General features: G+C 75.5%; 13 protein-coding genes. 6 read left to right on the top strand and 7 right to left on the bottom strand.

Translation table 11 applies throughout. The annotated features are described in order from the left end of the window. Positions 1 to 190: 190 nt before the first annotated feature. From ABD208_RS06430 to ABD208_RS06410, 5 genes are all read left to right on the top strand, one after another. Positions 191 to 802 (top strand): TOPRIM nucleotidyl transferase/hydrolase domain-containing protein, encoded by a 612-nt coding sequence (locus ABD208_RS06430; protein ID WP_344100717.1) that lies wholly within the window; start codon positions 191 to 193, stop codon positions 800 to 802. Between the two features lie 10 nt (positions 803 to 812). Next, complete coding sequence (locus ABD208_RS06425) at positions 813 to 1,442, top strand: DUF2461 domain-containing protein (protein WP_344100715.1); 630 nt, start codon at positions 813 to 815, stop codon at positions 1,440 to 1,442. Between the two features lie 71 nt (positions 1,443 to 1,513). Then, on the top strand, positions 1,514 to 2,161 hold the full coding sequence (locus tag ABD208_RS06420) for a LysE family translocator (RefSeq protein WP_344100713.1): 648 nt from the start codon (positions 1,514 to 1,516) through the stop codon (positions 2,159 to 2,161). A gap of 56 nt (positions 2,162 to 2,217) precedes the next feature. Beyond that, complete coding sequence (locus tag ABD208_RS06415; protein ID WP_344100711.1) at positions 2,218 to 2,727, top strand: hypothetical protein; 510 nt, start codon at positions 2,218 to 2,220, stop codon at positions 2,725 to 2,727. 178 nt (positions 2,728 to 2,905) lie between these two features. Further along, entirely contained in the window at positions 2,906 to 6,181 is a 3,276-nt protein-coding gene (locus ABD208_RS06410) for a S8 family serine peptidase (protein WP_344100709.1), read from the top strand. 2 nt (positions 6,182 to 6,183) lie between these two features. Here ABD208_RS06410 and ABD208_RS06405 read toward each other — a convergent pair whose 3' ends face one another. The 7 genes from ABD208_RS06405 to ABD208_RS06375 form a co-directional block, all read right to left on the bottom strand. After that, entirely contained in the window at positions 6,184 to 6,849 is a 666-nt protein-coding gene (locus ABD208_RS06405) for a 4a-hydroxytetrahydrobiopterin dehydratase (protein ID WP_344100707.1), read from the bottom strand. 91 nt (positions 6,850 to 6,940) lie between these two features. Further along, the gene (locus ABD208_RS06400; protein WP_344100705.1) at positions 6,941 to 7,693 is read right to left on the bottom strand and encodes a GOLPH3/VPS74 family protein; all 753 of its coding nucleotides are present in this window, start codon (positions 7,691 to 7,693) and stop codon (positions 6,941 to 6,943) included. A gap of 111 nt (positions 7,694 to 7,804) precedes the next feature. Then, positions 7,805 to 8,494, bottom strand: a complete 690-nt coding sequence (locus ABD208_RS06395; protein WP_344100703.1) for an SIMPL domain-containing protein — start codon at positions 8,492 to 8,494, stop codon at positions 7,805 to 7,807. Positions 8,495 to 8,522: 28 nt separating this feature from the next. Then, positions 8,523 to 9,983: a helix-turn-helix transcriptional regulator gene (locus tag ABD208_RS06390; RefSeq protein WP_344100701.1), complete on the bottom strand. Its 1,461-nt coding sequence runs from the start codon at positions 9,981 to 9,983 to the stop codon at positions 8,523 to 8,525. Between the two features lie 77 nt (positions 9,984 to 10,060). Continuing rightward, entirely contained in the window at positions 10,061 to 10,948 is an 888-nt protein-coding gene (locus ABD208_RS06385; RefSeq protein WP_344100699.1) for an alpha/beta hydrolase family protein, read from the bottom strand. A 127-nt stretch (positions 10,949 to 11,075) separates the two neighbouring features. Next, complete coding sequence (locus ABD208_RS06380) at positions 11,076 to 12,566, bottom strand: helix-turn-helix transcriptional regulator (RefSeq protein WP_344100697.1); 1,491 nt, start codon at positions 12,564 to 12,566, stop codon at positions 11,076 to 11,078. Positions 12,567 to 12,668: 102 nt separating this feature from the next. Further along, the gene (locus ABD208_RS06375; protein WP_344100695.1) at positions 12,669 to 13,565 is read right to left on the bottom strand and encodes an alpha/beta hydrolase family protein; all 897 of its coding nucleotides are present in this window, start codon (positions 13,563 to 13,565) and stop codon (positions 12,669 to 12,671) included. A 206-nt stretch (positions 13,566 to 13,771) separates the two neighbouring features. Between ABD208_RS06375 and ABD208_RS06370 the strand changes: the two genes are divergently transcribed. Further along, on the top strand, positions 13,772 to 15,118 hold the full coding sequence (locus tag ABD208_RS06370) for a sensor histidine kinase (RefSeq protein WP_344100693.1): 1,347 nt from the start codon (positions 13,772 to 13,774) through the stop codon (positions 15,116 to 15,118). Positions 15,119 to 15,121: the final 3 nt, after the last annotated feature.

Raw genomic sequence — 15,121 nt, 5'->3', positions numbered from 1 at the left:
GTCCTCCGTGCGGTCGTGGTGGTCGCGCAGGCGGCGTCGTCGGGCAGGGCACGACGACGCCCACCGGTACCGACGACGCGGGCGCCACGAACTCATCGGGCCGCATCGGCGGGGCCCGCGGGAATCACCGTGACCCGCGGCCGCGGCGCTCGTAGGGTGCCCTCATGAGCCCGTCCGGAGCGTCGCGCTGATGGAGCCCGTCACCCTGCCGCCGCACACCGGCGCCGTCGTCCTCGTCGAGGGGGCCAGCGACCGCAACGCGGTCGAGACCGTCGCGGCCCGCCTCGGCCGCGACCTGGCCGCCGAAGGCGTGCGGGTCGTCGCCATGGGCGGCGCCACGAACATCCGGCACTACCTGGGCGAACTCGCCGCGCGGCCGGGCCTCGCCGTCGCCGGGCTGTACGACGCCGCCGAGGAGCCCTACTTCCGGCGCGCCGCCGAGGCCGCGGGACTCGGCCCCGCGCCCACCCGGGAGGCGCTCGCGGCCCTCGGCTTCCACGCCTGCGTCGCGGACCTCGAGGACGAGATGATCCGCGCGCTCGGCACGCCCGCCGTGCTCGACGTCGTCGCCGCCGAGGGCGAGCTGGCGCGGTTCCGCAAGCTGCAGAACCAGCCCGCGCACCGCGGCCGGCCCGCCGCGGAGCAGCTGCACCGCTTCCTCGGCACCACGGCGGGCCGCAAGGAACGCTACGGCCGCCTGCTCGCGGACGCGGTGGACCTGGCCCGGATCCCGGCGCCCCTGACGAGCCTCCTGGACGCGCTGCCCGCCGCGCGGGGAGCGGCGCGCATCGAGCGCGGATAGTGTCGGGACCATGGCGTTCACCGGCATCCCCACCGCCGCGCTCGACTTCTACGAGGACCTCGAGGCGGACAACTCCAAGGCGTTCTGGACCGCCCGCAAGGACGTCTACGAGCGGTCCGTCCGGGAGCCGCTGCTGGCGCTCGCGGAGGAGGTCGAGGACGAGTTCGGGCCGGGCAAGTACTTCCGGCCGTACCGCGACGTGCGGTTCAGCAAGGACAAGTCGCCCTACAAGACCCAGCAGGGGATCTGGTTCGGCGAGTCGAGCCGGTACGTGCACGTGTCGGCGGCCGGGCTGTTCGTGGCGGGCGGGTACTGGCGCACCTCGCGCGAGCAGCTGACCCGGCTGCGGCGGGCGGTCGCCCTGGACACGGTGGGACCGGACCTGGTCGCCGCTGTCGGCGCGGTGACGGCCGCGGGGCTGACCGTCGACGGCGAACGGCTCCGGCGCGTGCCGCCGGGCTTCGACAAGGAGCACCCGCGCGGCGACCTGCTGCGCCACAAGACCCTGACGTGCGGCCGCGACCTCGGGTCGCCGGACTGGCTGACGACGCCGCGCGCGAAGGACGAGATCGTCACGGCCTGGCGCGCCATGGAGCCGCTGGTCGCGTGGCTCGAGCGGCACGTCGGACGGGACGACTGACCGGTCGCCCGCCCGCCCGACGGCCCGCGCCCGCGGAATCAGCTTCCGTGCACCCGGTCGCGTGCCGCACAATGGCGCCCGTGCCTACCCTTGCCCAGCTCGCCGCGTTCGTGGTCGCGTCGATCATCCTCATCGAGATCCCCGGCCCGAGCCTGCTGTTCGCGCTCGGCCGGGCGCTGACGGCCGGGCGGCGGGACGCCATCCTGTCGGTGCTGGGGAACGCGACCGGGATGTTCGTGCAGGGGGCCGCGGTGGCCGTCGGGCTGGGGGCGCTCGTGGCGGCGTCGTCGACGGCGTTCACCGTGCTCAAGCTGGCCGGCGCGGCCTACGTGATCTACCTGGGCGTGCAGGCGATCCGGCACCGCGCCGACGCGCGCGCGGCGCTGACCGGCGGCGCCCCCGACCGCCGCACCACCGGGTTCGCCGCCGTGCGCGCCGGGTTCGTCGTCGGGGTGACCAACCCCAAGACGATCGTGTTCCTCGTGGCGTTCCTGCCGCAGTTCCTCGCGCCCGACGCCGCCGCCGCGCCCCAGATCCTGCTGCTCGCGACGATCTTCGCGGTGCTCGCGTTCGCGTCCGACGCGATCTGGGTGCTGCTGGCGAGCAGCGCGCGGACCTGGTTCGCGCGCAAGCCGGAACGGCTCGACGGGCTCGGCGCCACCGGCGGCGTCATGATGATCGGCCTCGGCGGCTTCCTCGCCACGAGCCCGAACGCCTGAGCCCGCGGGTTGACCGGGTTTGGGAGCACGCCGCGACATAGGGAATGATGCTCCGCATGCAGTTCGAGTACTTCTTGAGCCCGGACGACGAGACCGCCGCCGCCTCCGTCGACGGCCGTCCCGTGCACGCCACCGTGCGCTCCCAGGTGGTGGACCCGGCGTCGGTGCTCGGTCAGCTCGAACGGCTCCTCGGCGCCCGCCGGGACGACGACGGGCTGCTGTCGGCCCAGATGATCGCCGAGAGCGAGGACGGCGCCCGCCTGGTCATCCGGCTGTCCGCGCACGTCCTGTCCCTGTACGCGAAGGTGCAGCCCGACACCGTCAAGCTCCTGGTCGACCAGTGGGCGCTCTCGCGCCGCTTCCGCCGCGGCGGCGCCGCGGGGGAGGACCTGTACTCCTTCGCCGCGGGCCTGCACGGCATGTGCCGCGCCGGCCAGGGCGGTGTCTACTGCCGCGCGACCGCCGACGCCTCGGAGATGACGGAACCGCCGGCGCCCTCCCCGGAGTCGATGGTCCAGGCCCGCACGGAGGACGGCGTCCTGCGGCCGCTGCCGCGCCGCGCCTGACCCCGGCAGCTTTCCCGCCGGAGCGGTCCGCAGCCTCGCCTCGTTGCCCCGGCATAGCTGTTAATCGCTTCACCTGGGTGAAATCTGTGGTTCATCCCCGCCGCCCCCAGTAGCTTCGGGACCACTTTTTCACCCGCGGGCGGGACGCACCGCCCCGGCCCGACGAAGGGACGGAACCTTGCGCATCAGAGCCACAGCCGCCTCGGTCATCGCAGCGGCACTCGTGGCGGGCGGGGGCGCGCTCCTCGGCGCCACCGCGTCCGCCGATCCGCCGGACCAGCCCGCCCCGGCCGCCGACGGCACGGCCGCCACCACCGTCACCCTGGTCACCGGCGACCGCGTCACCCTCACCACCACCCCGGACGGCCGCCGGTCCGCCGCCGTCCAGCCCGGCCCCGGGCGCGAGGACGTCGCCTTCGTCACCCGCGACGACGGCGAGCACCTGTACGTGATCCCCACCGACGTCGGCCGCCTCGTCCCCGAACGCCTCGACCGCGCGCTGTTCGACGTCGCCGGGCTCGTCGCCGGCGGCTACGGCACCGGCGGCCGCCTCCCCGTCATCGTGCAGGAGGCGGGCGCCGGCAGCGCCGGGCCGCTGTCCGACACCACCGTCTGGCAGGCCGCCGGGCTCGAGCCCCAGCACCGCCTGGAATCCGTGGGTGCGGTGTCCACCGACGTCGGCCCCGAGTCCGGGGCGGCGCTCGCGGACGTGCTGGCCGCGCAGGCCGCGGGCACGAGCACCCGGTCGGGCGTGCCGCGCATCGAGCACGTCTGGCTCGACGCGACCCTCCGGGCCTCCGACGCCGACTCGATGCCGCAGATCGGCGCCCCGGCGGCCTGGGCGGCCGGGCACACGGGCGAGGGCGTGAGGCTCGCCGTCCTCGACACCGGCATCGACGCCACCCACCCGGACCTGGCGGGCCGGGTCGTCGCGAGCAAGGACTTCGCCGGGACCGGCGGCGTCGCCGACGGCCAGGGCCACGGCACGCACGTCGCGTCCATCGCGGCGGGCTCGGGCACGGCGTCGGACGGCGCGAACAAGGGCGTCGCGCCCGGCGCCGACCTCATGGTCGGCAAGGTGCTGGACGACGCCGGCGCGGGCGAGATGTCGTGGGTGATCGACGGGATGGAGTGGGCGGCCACGCAGGGCGCCGACGTCGTGAACCTGTCGCTCGGCTCGTCGGAGTACACCGACGGCACCGACCCGGCCGCGGTCGCCCTCGACACGCTGACGAGGGAGCACGGGACGCTGTTCGTCGTCGCGGCCGGGAACGCGCACGACCACGGCACGATCGCGACGCCCGGCTCGGCGTCGTCGGCCCTCACGGTCGGGGCGGTCGACGACGCCGACCAGGTCACGGCGTTCTCCAGCAGGGGGCCGCGCGGCGGCGACGGCGCGATCAAGCCGGACGTCGTCGCGCCCGGTGACGGGATCGTGGCGGCGCGCGGCGCGGGGACGGAGCTCGGCGACGTCGTCGACGACCTGCACACCGCGCTGTCCGGCACGTCGATGGCGACGCCGCACGTCGCGGGCGCGGCGGCGGCGCTGCTGCAGGCGCGGCCCGGCCTCACCCCGGCGCAGGCCAAGGCGGCCCTGATGGGGTCGGCCGCCGCGACCGGCGGGACCGTCTGGGACGAGGGCGCGGGACGGATCGACGTGCCCGCGGCGATCGGGCAGGAGGTGCTGGCGAGCCCGGCGTCGGTGTCGCTGGGGCTGTTCGCGTACCCGCACGGCGGATCGGCGACGGACACGATCACCTACGCCAACGGCGGCGCGGCGGACGTCACGCTGGATCTCGCCGGGACCGTGACCGGGCCGGACGGGACGCCGGCGGCCGGGCTGCTCGGGCTCTCGCGGGATCAGGTGACCGTGCCCGCGGGCGGGACCGCGACGGTGGACGTCACCGTGGACCGGACCGCCGGGGCCGTGGGCCGGTACAGCGGCGTCGTCGTCGCCACGGGCGCGGACGGGGCGGCCGTGCGCACGCCCGTCGGCTGGGAGAAGGAGCCGGAGCTGTTCGAGGTGACGGTCAGGACGATCGGGCGCGACGGGCAGCCGCACGCGGGCTGGACGGACCTGACGGTGATGAACGTCGACGACCTGGACAAGTTCCTGGACTTCGACGGGATGGACACGGCGGAGCGCACGTTCCGCGTGCCGCGCGGGACCTACTCGATCACGGGCACCCTCGTGACGGCCGACGCGGCCGGGCCGGTCAAGGCGGTCGCCGACGTCCTGGAGCCGGAGCTCACGGTGAACAAGAACCTGACGGTCACGCTGGACGCCCGCGAGGCGCTGCCCGTGTCGGTCACGGCGCCCCGGTCCGCCGAGCCGGTCGAGATCGGGCTGGACGACCAGCGGCTGTCGGCGACCGGGCCCGGGGTCTCGAGCACGTTCCTCGCCCCGGCGCCGGTGGCGGCCTTCGTGACGCCGACGCGGGCGGTGGCGGTGGGCCGCTACGACCACGTCGTCAAGGCGACCCTCGCCGAACCGGTCGCCGACGGCGCGACGCCGTCGTACCTGTACGACCTCGCCTTCCAGCAGGAGCCCGTCACGACCGGCACGTTCACGGTGCGGGCCGGCGAGCTGGCCGCGATGCGCGCCTCCTACGCGGCGCCCGGCGAGGGCATGGCGGCGCAGACCGGCTGGGGCGCGCTGCCGCCCGGCCGCTCGATCGCGTTCTCCATGCTGCGGCCGGTGGACGCCGGGACGAGCCGGACGGAGTTCGTCACCGCGGGAGACGTCCGGTGGTTCAAGTCCACCTGGTTCCAGTCCGACGCCGGGCCGCAGGGCGCGTTCGAGACCGAGCTGGACACGTACGCGCCGGGGTCCGAGCAGGCCGAGACGTTCGGCGGGGCCGTGCACTCGCCGGTCGGCGTGACGGTGCGCACCCCGGACCGGCTGGCCGTGACGCCGGGGCTGTGGGTGGACGCGGACGGGCACGGCTACTCCGCGCTCGTCGACGAGGAGGTGCGGCTGACCGTGTGGCAGGACGGCGAGCTCGTCGCCCAGGAGCCGGCCGGCGTCGTCGACGTGCCGCTGCCCGCGGGCGGCGCGGGCTACCGGGTGGCGCTGGAGGCGGCGCACGGGTCGGGCGCGTGGGCGACGTCGCCCGAGGTCTCGGCCGAGTGGACGTTCCGCGCCGAGCCGGGGTCCGGCGAGCACGCGCTGCTCGACGTGAGCTACGACGTGGCCGGGATCGGGCTGGACGGCAGGGCGCCCGCCGAGACCGAGGTCGCGCTGGACGTGACGGGCGCGGACGGCGACGCCGTCGTCGGCCTGTCGTGGTCCGACGACGACGGCGCCACCTGGCATCCGGCCGAGGTGACCGGCGGCGTGGCCGCGATCACGGCGCCGGCCACGGCCGGGCACGTGTCACTGCGGGCCGAGGTCTCGGACGCGGCGGGGAACACCGTGACCGAGACGGTGCGGCGGGCCTACCTCGTCGGCTGACCTCAGTCGCGGGACTGCCAGGTGCACAGGCAGGAGCGGTTGCCCTCGGCGTCGGCGAGGACCCAGTAGGCGGGGGCCTCGCCGGCGTCGACCACGCGGCCGCCCGCCGCGACCGCGGCGTCGAGGCGCGAGCGCACCTGCGACGGGTCCACCCAGACGTCGAGGTGCCAGCGCTGGCGCGGCTCGGAGGCGCCCGACTCCTGGAACCAGAGCCTCGGGTTGCGGCCCGTGGGGTCGCCGAGCACGGTGCCCCTCCAGGGCCCGTTCTCGCTGCCGGCGGGGGGTTCGTAGGCGAGGAACTCGCGCCAGAAGGGCAGGATCCCGTCGTGCGCCGGGGTGTCGAGGGTGATCAGCACGCGGGACAGCCCGGTGCCGTCGAGGGCGGCGCCCGCGGCCTCGGCGAGGTCCGTGACGGTGCGGGCCAGCGCGATGTCGCGGTCCGTGACGCCTCCGGCGTCGTGGGTGGTCAGGCGGATGTCGACGTGCGGGTAGCGGAGGTCGACGTCGGGGTGGTGGTTCGCCTCCTCGGCGGCCAGGCCGACGGCGTTCACGAGCTGCAGCCCGGCGGTGAAGCTCCCCGTGGCGATCCGCGTGTACAGGGCGTCCCCGAGGTACACCCAGCCGGCAAGGCCCTGGTCGGCGATCTGCTGTCCGGTGAGTTTGGTCATGACTCGATCGTGCCACGCCCGGGGCGGCAACGGCCGAGGCGGCACCCCCGGTGGGGATGCCGCCTCGGGCGGTCCGGGTCGAGCGCCGGGCTCAGGCCTGGGCGGCCGGGGCGGCCTCTGCCTCGGCGGCGTTCTTCTGCGACAGGATGATCGCGGTGGCGACGGCGGCGCCCACGGCGACGACGGCGGCGGCCGACGCCGCGATCGCGACCTGGGCGGCGACGTTCCCGGCGCCCCACTCGGAGCCGGCGATCTCCTCGGCGCGCGCCTCGGCGGCCTTGCGGGCGTCCTTCTCGACGTCCTTGCCGAGCACGTTCGAGACGAGGCTCGTGCCGTGCAGCAGGGAGATGAGCGTGCCGGTGCGGGCGTCGGGCTCGGCGCCCTCCAGCAGCACCTTCCGGAGGTTCGCGCGCAGCGCGTTCTCGTGCGACGAGTCCGGCGCGGGCCAGCTGGTCTGCGGCAGGAGGGCGAAGAGCTTGGTCTCCTTCTTCTCCAGGATGCCGCGCTCGACGAGGCCCTCGAGGATGTTGTCCTCGGCGTCCTTGGCGACCAGGTTCACGACCTTGCCGGCCTGGCGCTCGTTCTTCAGGATCTCGAGGGCGGCGTCGAGGGCCTTGTTGCCCGTGGCCGCGTTGTTCGTGATCAGGATGTTGGCCTCGGCGGCCTTCTTGCGGTCCTCCTGTGACGCGCCGGCCTCCGGCGCGCCCCGGGTGAGGATCCGGTCGGCCTCGGCGAGGTCGGCAAGGATCGCACCCGCGAGACGGGCGCCCAGGTTGTCGACGTGCACGGTCTTGCCCGACTCGTCGTCGACGGCGAGCAGCAGGAGATCTTCAGCGATGAGCATGCCCGCAGCATATATGTCGGGCAAGCCAGACTCGCGAGTTTCGGCGTGCCCAGGATGGGTTGGTTTCCCCATCCTCACCAAGGCTCCGCGCGGCCTCCCAGGTCAGTCCGCCTACGCCTCGTAGTCCGCCGTGATCGAGATCGTGACGTCCAGTTCCGGGGGTTCCAGCTCGAACTGGGGCGGGGGCGGGGGTTCCGCCGCGCCGGCCGCCGCGCCGCGGAAGGAGGGGGCGGCCGCCGCGGGGGCGGGCACCGGGTAGTTCGGGGAGCCGCCCGAGTCCTTGCCCGGGCGGAGGCCGGATTCGAACAGGCCCACGCAGCGCGGCTCGTCCAGGCCGAGGGCGTCGGCGTAGGCGGCCGCGCGGGCGCGGGTCTCGCGGGCGGCGTCGGCCCGGACCTCGGTCTGCATCTGCTCCCGGGTCTCGCGCTTGAGGGCCCAGTCGACGCCGCCGATCGACACCCCGTCGACGTCGGCGATCTCGGGGAGCCAGCGGGACAGCGCCTCGAAGTCCACGAAGTCGGCCTGCACGGACGACGTCGCGCGGAACCGCTCGGCGCGCTTCTCGCGCTTCCCGCGCCACTCCGTGTACGTGTACGCGCGCACGGACGTGGACTCCCAGGTGTCGACGACGCCGTCGCCTGAGTGCTGCTTCAGCTGGGCGACGAGGGTGGCGTGGATGTCGCTCGCCTCCCGGAGCACGGGCCCGCGCTCGAGCCCTTCGCGGGTCACGCCCACCCGCACGCGGGCGATCTCGGCCAGGCGACTGCGACGGGCGTAACCCCCGACGGCGATCAGCGTCATGGGGGCATGTCTACCATGACCAGCTCGTTCAGCCGGTGACGATGCGCGTCAGCTCCACCCGGCTGCGCACCCCGAGCGCCGCGAAGATGTTCCGCAGGTGATGGTCCACCGTCCGCACGCTCAGCGACAGCCGGCACGCGACCTCGCGGTTCGTGGCGCCCTCGGCCACGTACCGCGCGATCCTGCGCTGATGCGGGGTGAGCCGGTCCAGCGGCGTGCCGTCGCGCGTGTCGCCGGCCGTCACCGGGAGGGACGACGACGGCGCGACGGTCGCCACCGGGGGGATGCCCGACGCCGCCGCCCCGGCCGATTCCCCGGCCGCCCGCAGCTCGTCCGCGGCCTGACCCGCCCAGGCCGCGGCGCCCGTCCGCTCGAACGCCTGCAGCGCCTCCCGCAGCTGGCGGCGCGCCTGCGACGGCCGGCGCCGCCGCCGCAGCCACCTCCCGTACAGGAACTGCGTGGTGGCGCGCTCGAAGCTGTCGCACCCGTCCCCGTGCAGCTCCAGCGCCCGTGCCCACAGGTGCCCGGCGGACTCCGCGTCGCCGTCGTGCGCGGCCATCAGGGCGCGGCAGCGCGTCAGCCGCGCCGCGGCGGCGTCGTCCAGGTCGAGCTTCGCCCAGATCTCCAGCTCGCCGAGGACCGGCCGGGCGGCCTCGGCCCGCCCCGCCAGCACGGCCGCCTCCACGAACCCGGGCGTGAGCAGCGGCCGCAGCGCGAAGTGCCCGCCGCCCGGGCCCGGTGAGACGAGGGCGCCGAACCGCGCGACGGCGTCCTCGGCGCGGCCCTGCCCGAGATCCGCTCGCGCGAGCGCCCACTCCGCGAGCGTCCGCGTCTGCTCCAGGCCGTGCCGGCGCGCTGCCTTGAGGGCCTCGGCCGCGTGCTCGGCGACCTCGGCCGCGGCGCCGTCCACCGACGCGGCCAGCGCCAGCACCGCGTGATGGTGGGCCGCCGTGTTGCGCCGGCCCGGCCCGGCCGCGGCGCGCAGGCCCGCGGCGGCGTGCGCGCGGGCCGCGGCGAGCGCCCGCGCGCCGACCTGGCAGGCGGTGCCGACGTCGCCGAGCGCGAGGGCGGCGACGGCCGCGTGGTGCAGCGCCTCGGGCCGCTCGTCGCCGGATCCCTGCGCGACGACGCGCCGCAGCGGGCCGAGGGCGTCGGTGATGCGCAGTTCCAGCAGGGCGCGCAGCCCGGTGAGGTAGTCGGTGACGAGGGCGACGACGTCGTCGGCGGTGTCCGGCGCGGGGGCGCCCGCGGCCGTGGCGAGCTCGGCCAGGCACGCGGCGTGGTCGCCGGCCGCCCAGGCGGCCAGCGCGGCGCCGCGGGTGGCGGCCACGACGAGCCCGGCGTCGTCGGACAGCAGGTCACGGGCGAGGCGGAAGGAGGCGTAGGCGTCCTGCGCGGGCCCGCCGGTGAGCAGGGCGCGGGCACGGGCGAGCTCCGCGGCCCCGGAGGGTACGGGCCGCTGCCGGGACAACGCTGTCCGCCCTGCCATGACCCGGAGCATAGCCGACCGGGCGGCCGGGGTCCCTGCGCGTGGGAGGATCCCGGCCGGCCGGAGTACCTGGTACGTCAGCTCATCGGGCAGGTCCCGCGGCTCTCCGACAACGTGGAGTCGTCGGGCAGCGGGCAGAGGAACTGGTCGTAGCGGACGTCGTCGTCGACGAACCGCTTGAGCCACGAGATGCTGTACTTCGCGATCGTCGTGTTGGGGCTGTTGGGCGCGAAGTGGCTCGCGCCGTCCAGCTCGAGGTACATCTTCTCGCCGGCGAGCGTGGTGTAGAACGGCTCGGAGTGCGAGGTGACCGAGGCGACGTCGTCGTTCTCGGCGCCGACGACGAGCGCCGGGACGCTCACGTCGCCCCAGGTCTTGTCGGTGTTCCAGGCCGTCAGGGGCACGATCGCCTGGAGCGCCGGCCGGTCCTTGGCGGCCTCCAGCGCGCCGCCGCCGCCCATGGAGTGGCCCATGACCGCGAGCCGGTTCCGGTCCACGCGGGGACCGATGTCGTTGCTGGCCACGACGTAGTCGAGGGCCGCCAGGAGCTGGTCGCCGCGCGAGGCCGGCTGGTCGTAGCGCGAGTCGGTGTCGATCGTGATGACCACGAAGCCCTGCGAGGCCAGGCGGGGCCCGAGCCAGGAGATCGACGACTGGGTGGCGGTGTACCCGGGGGAGATCGCCACGGCGCCGAACGTGCCGTCGCTGGTCGTGGTCGGGTAGTAGATGGTGCCGCCGCCGAAGCCGCTGACCCACGAGGACACGGTGCGCGAGCTGGTCGCGTAGGCCCCGCGCGTGGCCTCGATCGAGGCCTCGGTCGGGGCGGGCCCGCGCTCGTAGGGGTTCTCGGCGGACGCGGCGGGACTCCCGATGGCCGTGTACCCGGCGACGCCGAGGGCGGCGGCCGCGAGGACCGCCGAGATTCTGGTGGTGTGGCGCGAGCGCCGGCTGCTGACTGCGTGCACGGTTGATGCTCCCTTGCTCTTCCAGGTAGACAGCGGCTGGGGGGCCATCGGGGCCTGACCGCCGGAGCAAGATCTACCCGACTCCCGGCGTGCGCGCATCGGCAATCTCACCGGTCTCCGGCGCGCGTCACCCCACCACGACCCGGGTCAGCTCCACCCGGCTGCGCACCCCGAGGGTCACGAAGATGTTGCGCAGGTGGTGGTCCACCGTCCGCACGCTCACCGACAGCCGCCGCGCCACCTCGCGATTCGTCGCGCCGTCGGCCACGTACCGCGCGATCCGCAGCTGGTGCGGGGTGAGCCGGGCCAGCGCCGGTGTCGCGGCCGACGACGTCGCGCCGGCCGGCTCGCCCGTCGCCCGCAGTTCGTCGGCGGCCTGGGCCGCCCACGCCGTCGCGCCGTGCCGCTCGTAGGCGTGCAGCGCCTCGCGCAGCTGGACCCGGGCGGCCGACGGGCGCCGCCTGCGGCGCAGCCACTTCCCGTAGAGCAGCTGGGTGGTGGCGCGCTCGAAGCCGTCGCCGCCGTCCCCGTGCAGTTCCAGCGCGCGGGCCCAGAGCCGGGCGGCGGCGTCGTCGTTCCCGTCGTGGGCCGCGAGCAGCGCGCGGCAGCGGGCGAGCTGCGCGGCGGCGCCGGCGTCGATCCCGAGGTCCGTCCAGATCTCGATCTCCTGCACCACCGGCAGCGCGGCGCGGGCCTGCCCGGCGATCACGGCCGCCTCCACGAACTGCGGCATCAGCAGCGGCCGGATCGCGAAGTGCCCGCCGCCCGGCCGCGCCGACACGAGCCCCGCGAGCCGGCTCGCGGCGTCCTCGGCCCGCCCGCGGCCGAGGTCCGCCCGCGCGAGTGCCCACTCGGCCAGCGTGCGGGTCTGGGCCAGGCCGTGGCGGCGCGCGACGGTGAGCGCCTCGGCCGCGCGGTCGGCGACCTCGCCGGTGTCGCCCTCGACGGAGGCGGTCAGGGCGAGGACGGCCCGGTGGTGGGCGGCCGTGTTGTGCTGTCCCGCCAGGACGGCCGCCCGGAGCCCGGCGTCCGCGTGGGCGCGCGCCCGGGCGTGCTGCCCGGCGCGCATCTCGGCGTAGGCGAGGTACTCGAGGGCCTCGGCGACGAGGTCGTCGTCGCCGTGCGCGCGGGCCGCGGCCAGTGCCCGCGCCCCGATCTGGCCCGCGGTGCCCGTGTCCCCGAGCACCAGCGCCGCGACGGCCGCCCGGTGCAGGTGTCGCGGCCGGTGCCCGGACGCGCCCCGGGCGATCACCCGCCGCAGGGCCGTGGTGGCGTCGGCGGTGCGGCCCTCGAGGAGCGCCCGCAGGCCGGTCAGGTGGTCGGTGAGCAGGCCGGCTGCGGGATCGGGCGTGGCATCCGCGAGATCCGTCGCCGGGCCGAGTTCCGCCAGGCAGGTGTTCCGGTCCCCGGCCGCCCAGGCGGCGTCGGCCGCGCCGAGCGTCGCGGCGAGGGTGAGACGCGGCGCCGCGTCGTCGTCGGACAGGAGATCGCGTGCGAGGCGGAACGACGCGTACGCGTCCGCCACCGGCCCGGCGCTGAGCACGGCCCGGGCGCGGGCGAGCTCGGCGGGTCCGGACGGTGCGGACCGCCGCTCCGACACCGGTGTCGGGCGAGCCATCCTGGGACGATAGCATACCGGCTGGTCGGAATGTCACCCTCAGGGTGGGTCCGACCAGCCGGTACGCGTCATCGAGGGCGTGTTCTCCCGGGTGGAGCCCGGTCAGCTCAGCGGGCAGGTCCCGCGCGACTCCGAGAGGTACGTCCAGCTCGTGGGCACCGGGCACAGGAACTGGTCGTACCGGGTGTCGTCGTCCACGAACCGCTTGAGCCACGCGATCGAGTACTTCGCGATCGTCACGTCGGAGCTGGTGGGCGCGAAGTGGCTCGCGTTGTTCAGCTCCAGGTACATCTTCTCGCCACCGAGGCTGTTGTAGAACGGCACGGCGTGCGACGACGTCGAGGCGATCGAGTCGTTCTCCGCGCCGTAGACCAGCGCCGGGACGGAGACGTCGCCCCAGGTCTTGTCCAGGTTCCAGGGCGTGAGCGGCACGATCGCCTGGAGCGACGGGCGGTCCTCGGCCGCTTCCAGGGTGCCGCCGCCGCCCATGGAGTGGCCCATGACCGCCAGGCGGTTCCGGTCCACGCGGGGGCCGATGTCGTTGCTGGCGACTACGTAGTCCAGGGCGGCCAGGAGCTGGTCGCCGCGCGAGGCCGGCTGGTCGTACAGCGAGTTCGTGGCGATGGTGATCACCACGAAGCCCTGCGAGGCCAGGCGCGGGCCGAGCCACGCGATCGTGGACTCCGTGCCGGTGTACCCGGGGGAGATCGCCACCACGCCGAACGTGCCGTCGCTCGTGGTGGTCGGGTAGTAGATGGTGCCGCCGCCGAACCCGCGGGCGAGCGACGACACGTTGCGCGACGACGTCGCGTAGTAGCCGCGGCTCGCCTCGATGCTCGACACCGTGGGGGCCGGGCCCCGCTGGTACGGGTTGTCGGCGGCCGCCGCGGGACCGGCCGCGGCCGCGAGGCCCGCGAACCCGAGCGCGGCGGCCGCGAGTCCCGCGGCCAGGCGGGTGACGCGGCGCGAGCGCCGCGAACTGACGTGTGAGTGCTGCACGGTTCGTCCTCCTTGACGTGGCCGTTCGTGGATGCCCGCCGGCGTCCGGCGCCGGACGCCGGCGGGCGCGATCAAGATTCACCCCGGACCGGGCGGGCGCACATCGGCAGAATCACCGGTGCCGGGTCGCACGGGGGACCGCCCTACCCCTGGTCCACCGGCGGGCACCCTGGCCCGGGTGCCCGTCCGTTCGCCAAGGTGGAACCATGAGCACCATGACCTCGCCCGCTCCGTCCGGAGCGCCCGCCGCGCGGCCGGCGGCCCGGCCCGTCGGCTTCCTCACCGCCCCCTTCCGCTCCCGCACCTGGCGCGAGTACGGCTACCTCTGGATCGCGCTCCTGGTGGCCCCGTTCGGGTTCGCCTACGGCTGGGTCACGATCGCGCTGCTGGCCGGGCTCGCCGTCACCGTCGCCGGCCTCTGGGTCGGGGGCGGCCTGATCGTCGGTGCCCGCGGCTGGGGCGCCCTGCACCGGCTGGCCCTGCGCCAGACGCTCGACGTCGAGATCCCCGAACCGCCCGTGTTCGTCCGCGGCCGCGGGTTCTGGCGCGGGATCGGCTCGCTGCTCGGCGACAGCTCGGGCTGGCGCGCGTGGCTGTACCTGATCGTCTCGTTCCCGGTGGTCGTGGCCGGATTCGTCGTGAGCACCGTGTTCCTGGCCGTGGCGCTCGGTTCCGTCACCTACCCGATCTGGTACCGCTACCTGCCCCTGGACGCGATGGAGGACGGCCTCTACGGCGATCTCGTCGTCGGCCAGGCCAACGAACTCCTCGTCGCGGTCGCCTCCGGCGTCCTGCTGCTGTTCCTCTGGCCGTGGCTCCAGCGCCTGTTCACCATGTTGCTGACGGTCCTCGCCCAGGCCCTGCTGGGCCCCACCCGCGGCGCCGTCCGCATGGCCGAGCTGCGCGCGTCCCGCGCCGTCGCCGTCGACGCCGCCGACGCGCGCCTGCGCCGCATCGAACGCGACCTGCACGACGGCACCCAGGCCCGCCTGGTCGCCGTGGCCATGCAGGTCGACGAGGCCCGTGAGCAGCTCTCCGACGGCGGCGACCCGCGGGCCGCGACCGGCCTGCTCGACACCGCCCACGCCTCGGCCCTCGAGACCCTCGCCGAACTGCGCGAGATCGCCCGCGGCATTCACCCCGCCGCCCTCGACAGCGGCCTCGCCGTCGCGCTGCGCACCCTCGCCGCCCGCGCACCCCTCCCGGTCCGGGCCGACGTCGCCCCGGGCGTCGACGACCCGCGCCTCGCCCCCGCCGTCGAGTCGATCGTCTACTACACCGTCGCCGAGCTCACCACCAACGCCGCCAAGCACGCGGGAGCCACCGCCGTCCACGTCCACGTCGAACGCCAGGGCCGCCGGGTCGTGGTCCAGGTCAGCGACGACGGCCGCGGCGGCGCCGTCGTCTTCGACGACGACGGATCCGGCAAGCGCACGGGACTGGCCGGGCTACGCGACCGCGTGCACGCCGTCGACGGCGCGTTCGACCTGATCAGCCCGCCCGGAGGGCCTACCGTGGTGACCGTGACGCTCCCGACCAGCACCCGCCCGTGACCC

Source organism: Myceligenerans crystallogenes (assembly GCF_039529775.1).
Classification (GTDB): Bacteria; Actinomycetota; Actinomycetes; order Actinomycetales; family Cellulomonadaceae; genus Myceligenerans; species Myceligenerans crystallogenes.
This window is presented reverse-complemented; position numbering and strand designations above follow the sequence as displayed.

Excerpts from the sequence above, each read along its gene's own strand:
- ABD208_RS06425 (WP_344100715.1), top strand. The coding sequence starts at position 813 with ATGGCGTTCACCGGCATCCCCACCGCCGCGCTCGACTTCTACGAGGAC.
- ABD208_RS06390 (WP_344100701.1), bottom strand. The coding sequence starts at position 9,983 with ATGGCAGGGCGGACAGCGTTGTCCCGGCAGCGGCCCGTACCCTCCGGG.
- ABD208_RS06395 (WP_344100703.1), bottom strand. The coding sequence starts at position 8,494 with ATGACGCTGATCGCCGTCGGGGGTTACGCCCGTCGCAGTCGCCTGGCC.
- ABD208_RS06400 (WP_344100705.1), bottom strand. The coding sequence starts at position 7,693 with ATGCTCATCGCTGAAGATCTCCTGCTGCTCGCCGTCGACGACGAGTCG.
- ABD208_RS06430 (WP_344100717.1), top strand. The coding sequence starts at position 191 with ATGGAGCCCGTCACCCTGCCGCCGCACACCGGCGCCGTCGTCCTCGTC.
- ABD208_RS06380 (WP_344100697.1), bottom strand. The coding sequence starts at position 12,566 with ATGGCTCGCCCGACACCGGTGTCGGAGCGGCGGTCCGCACCGTCCGGA.
- ABD208_RS06405 (WP_344100707.1), bottom strand. The coding sequence starts at position 6,849 with ATGACCAAACTCACCGGACAGCAGATCGCCGACCAGGGCCTTGCCGGC.
- ABD208_RS06370 (WP_344100693.1), top strand. The coding sequence starts at position 13,772 with ATGAGCACCATGACCTCGCCCGCTCCGTCCGGAGCGCCCGCCGCGCGG.
- ABD208_RS06420 (WP_344100713.1), top strand. The coding sequence starts at position 1,514 with ATGGCGCCCGTGCCTACCCTTGCCCAGCTCGCCGCGTTCGTGGTCGCG.
- ABD208_RS06415 (WP_344100711.1), top strand. The coding sequence starts at position 2,218 with ATGCAGTTCGAGTACTTCTTGAGCCCGGACGACGAGACCGCCGCCGCC.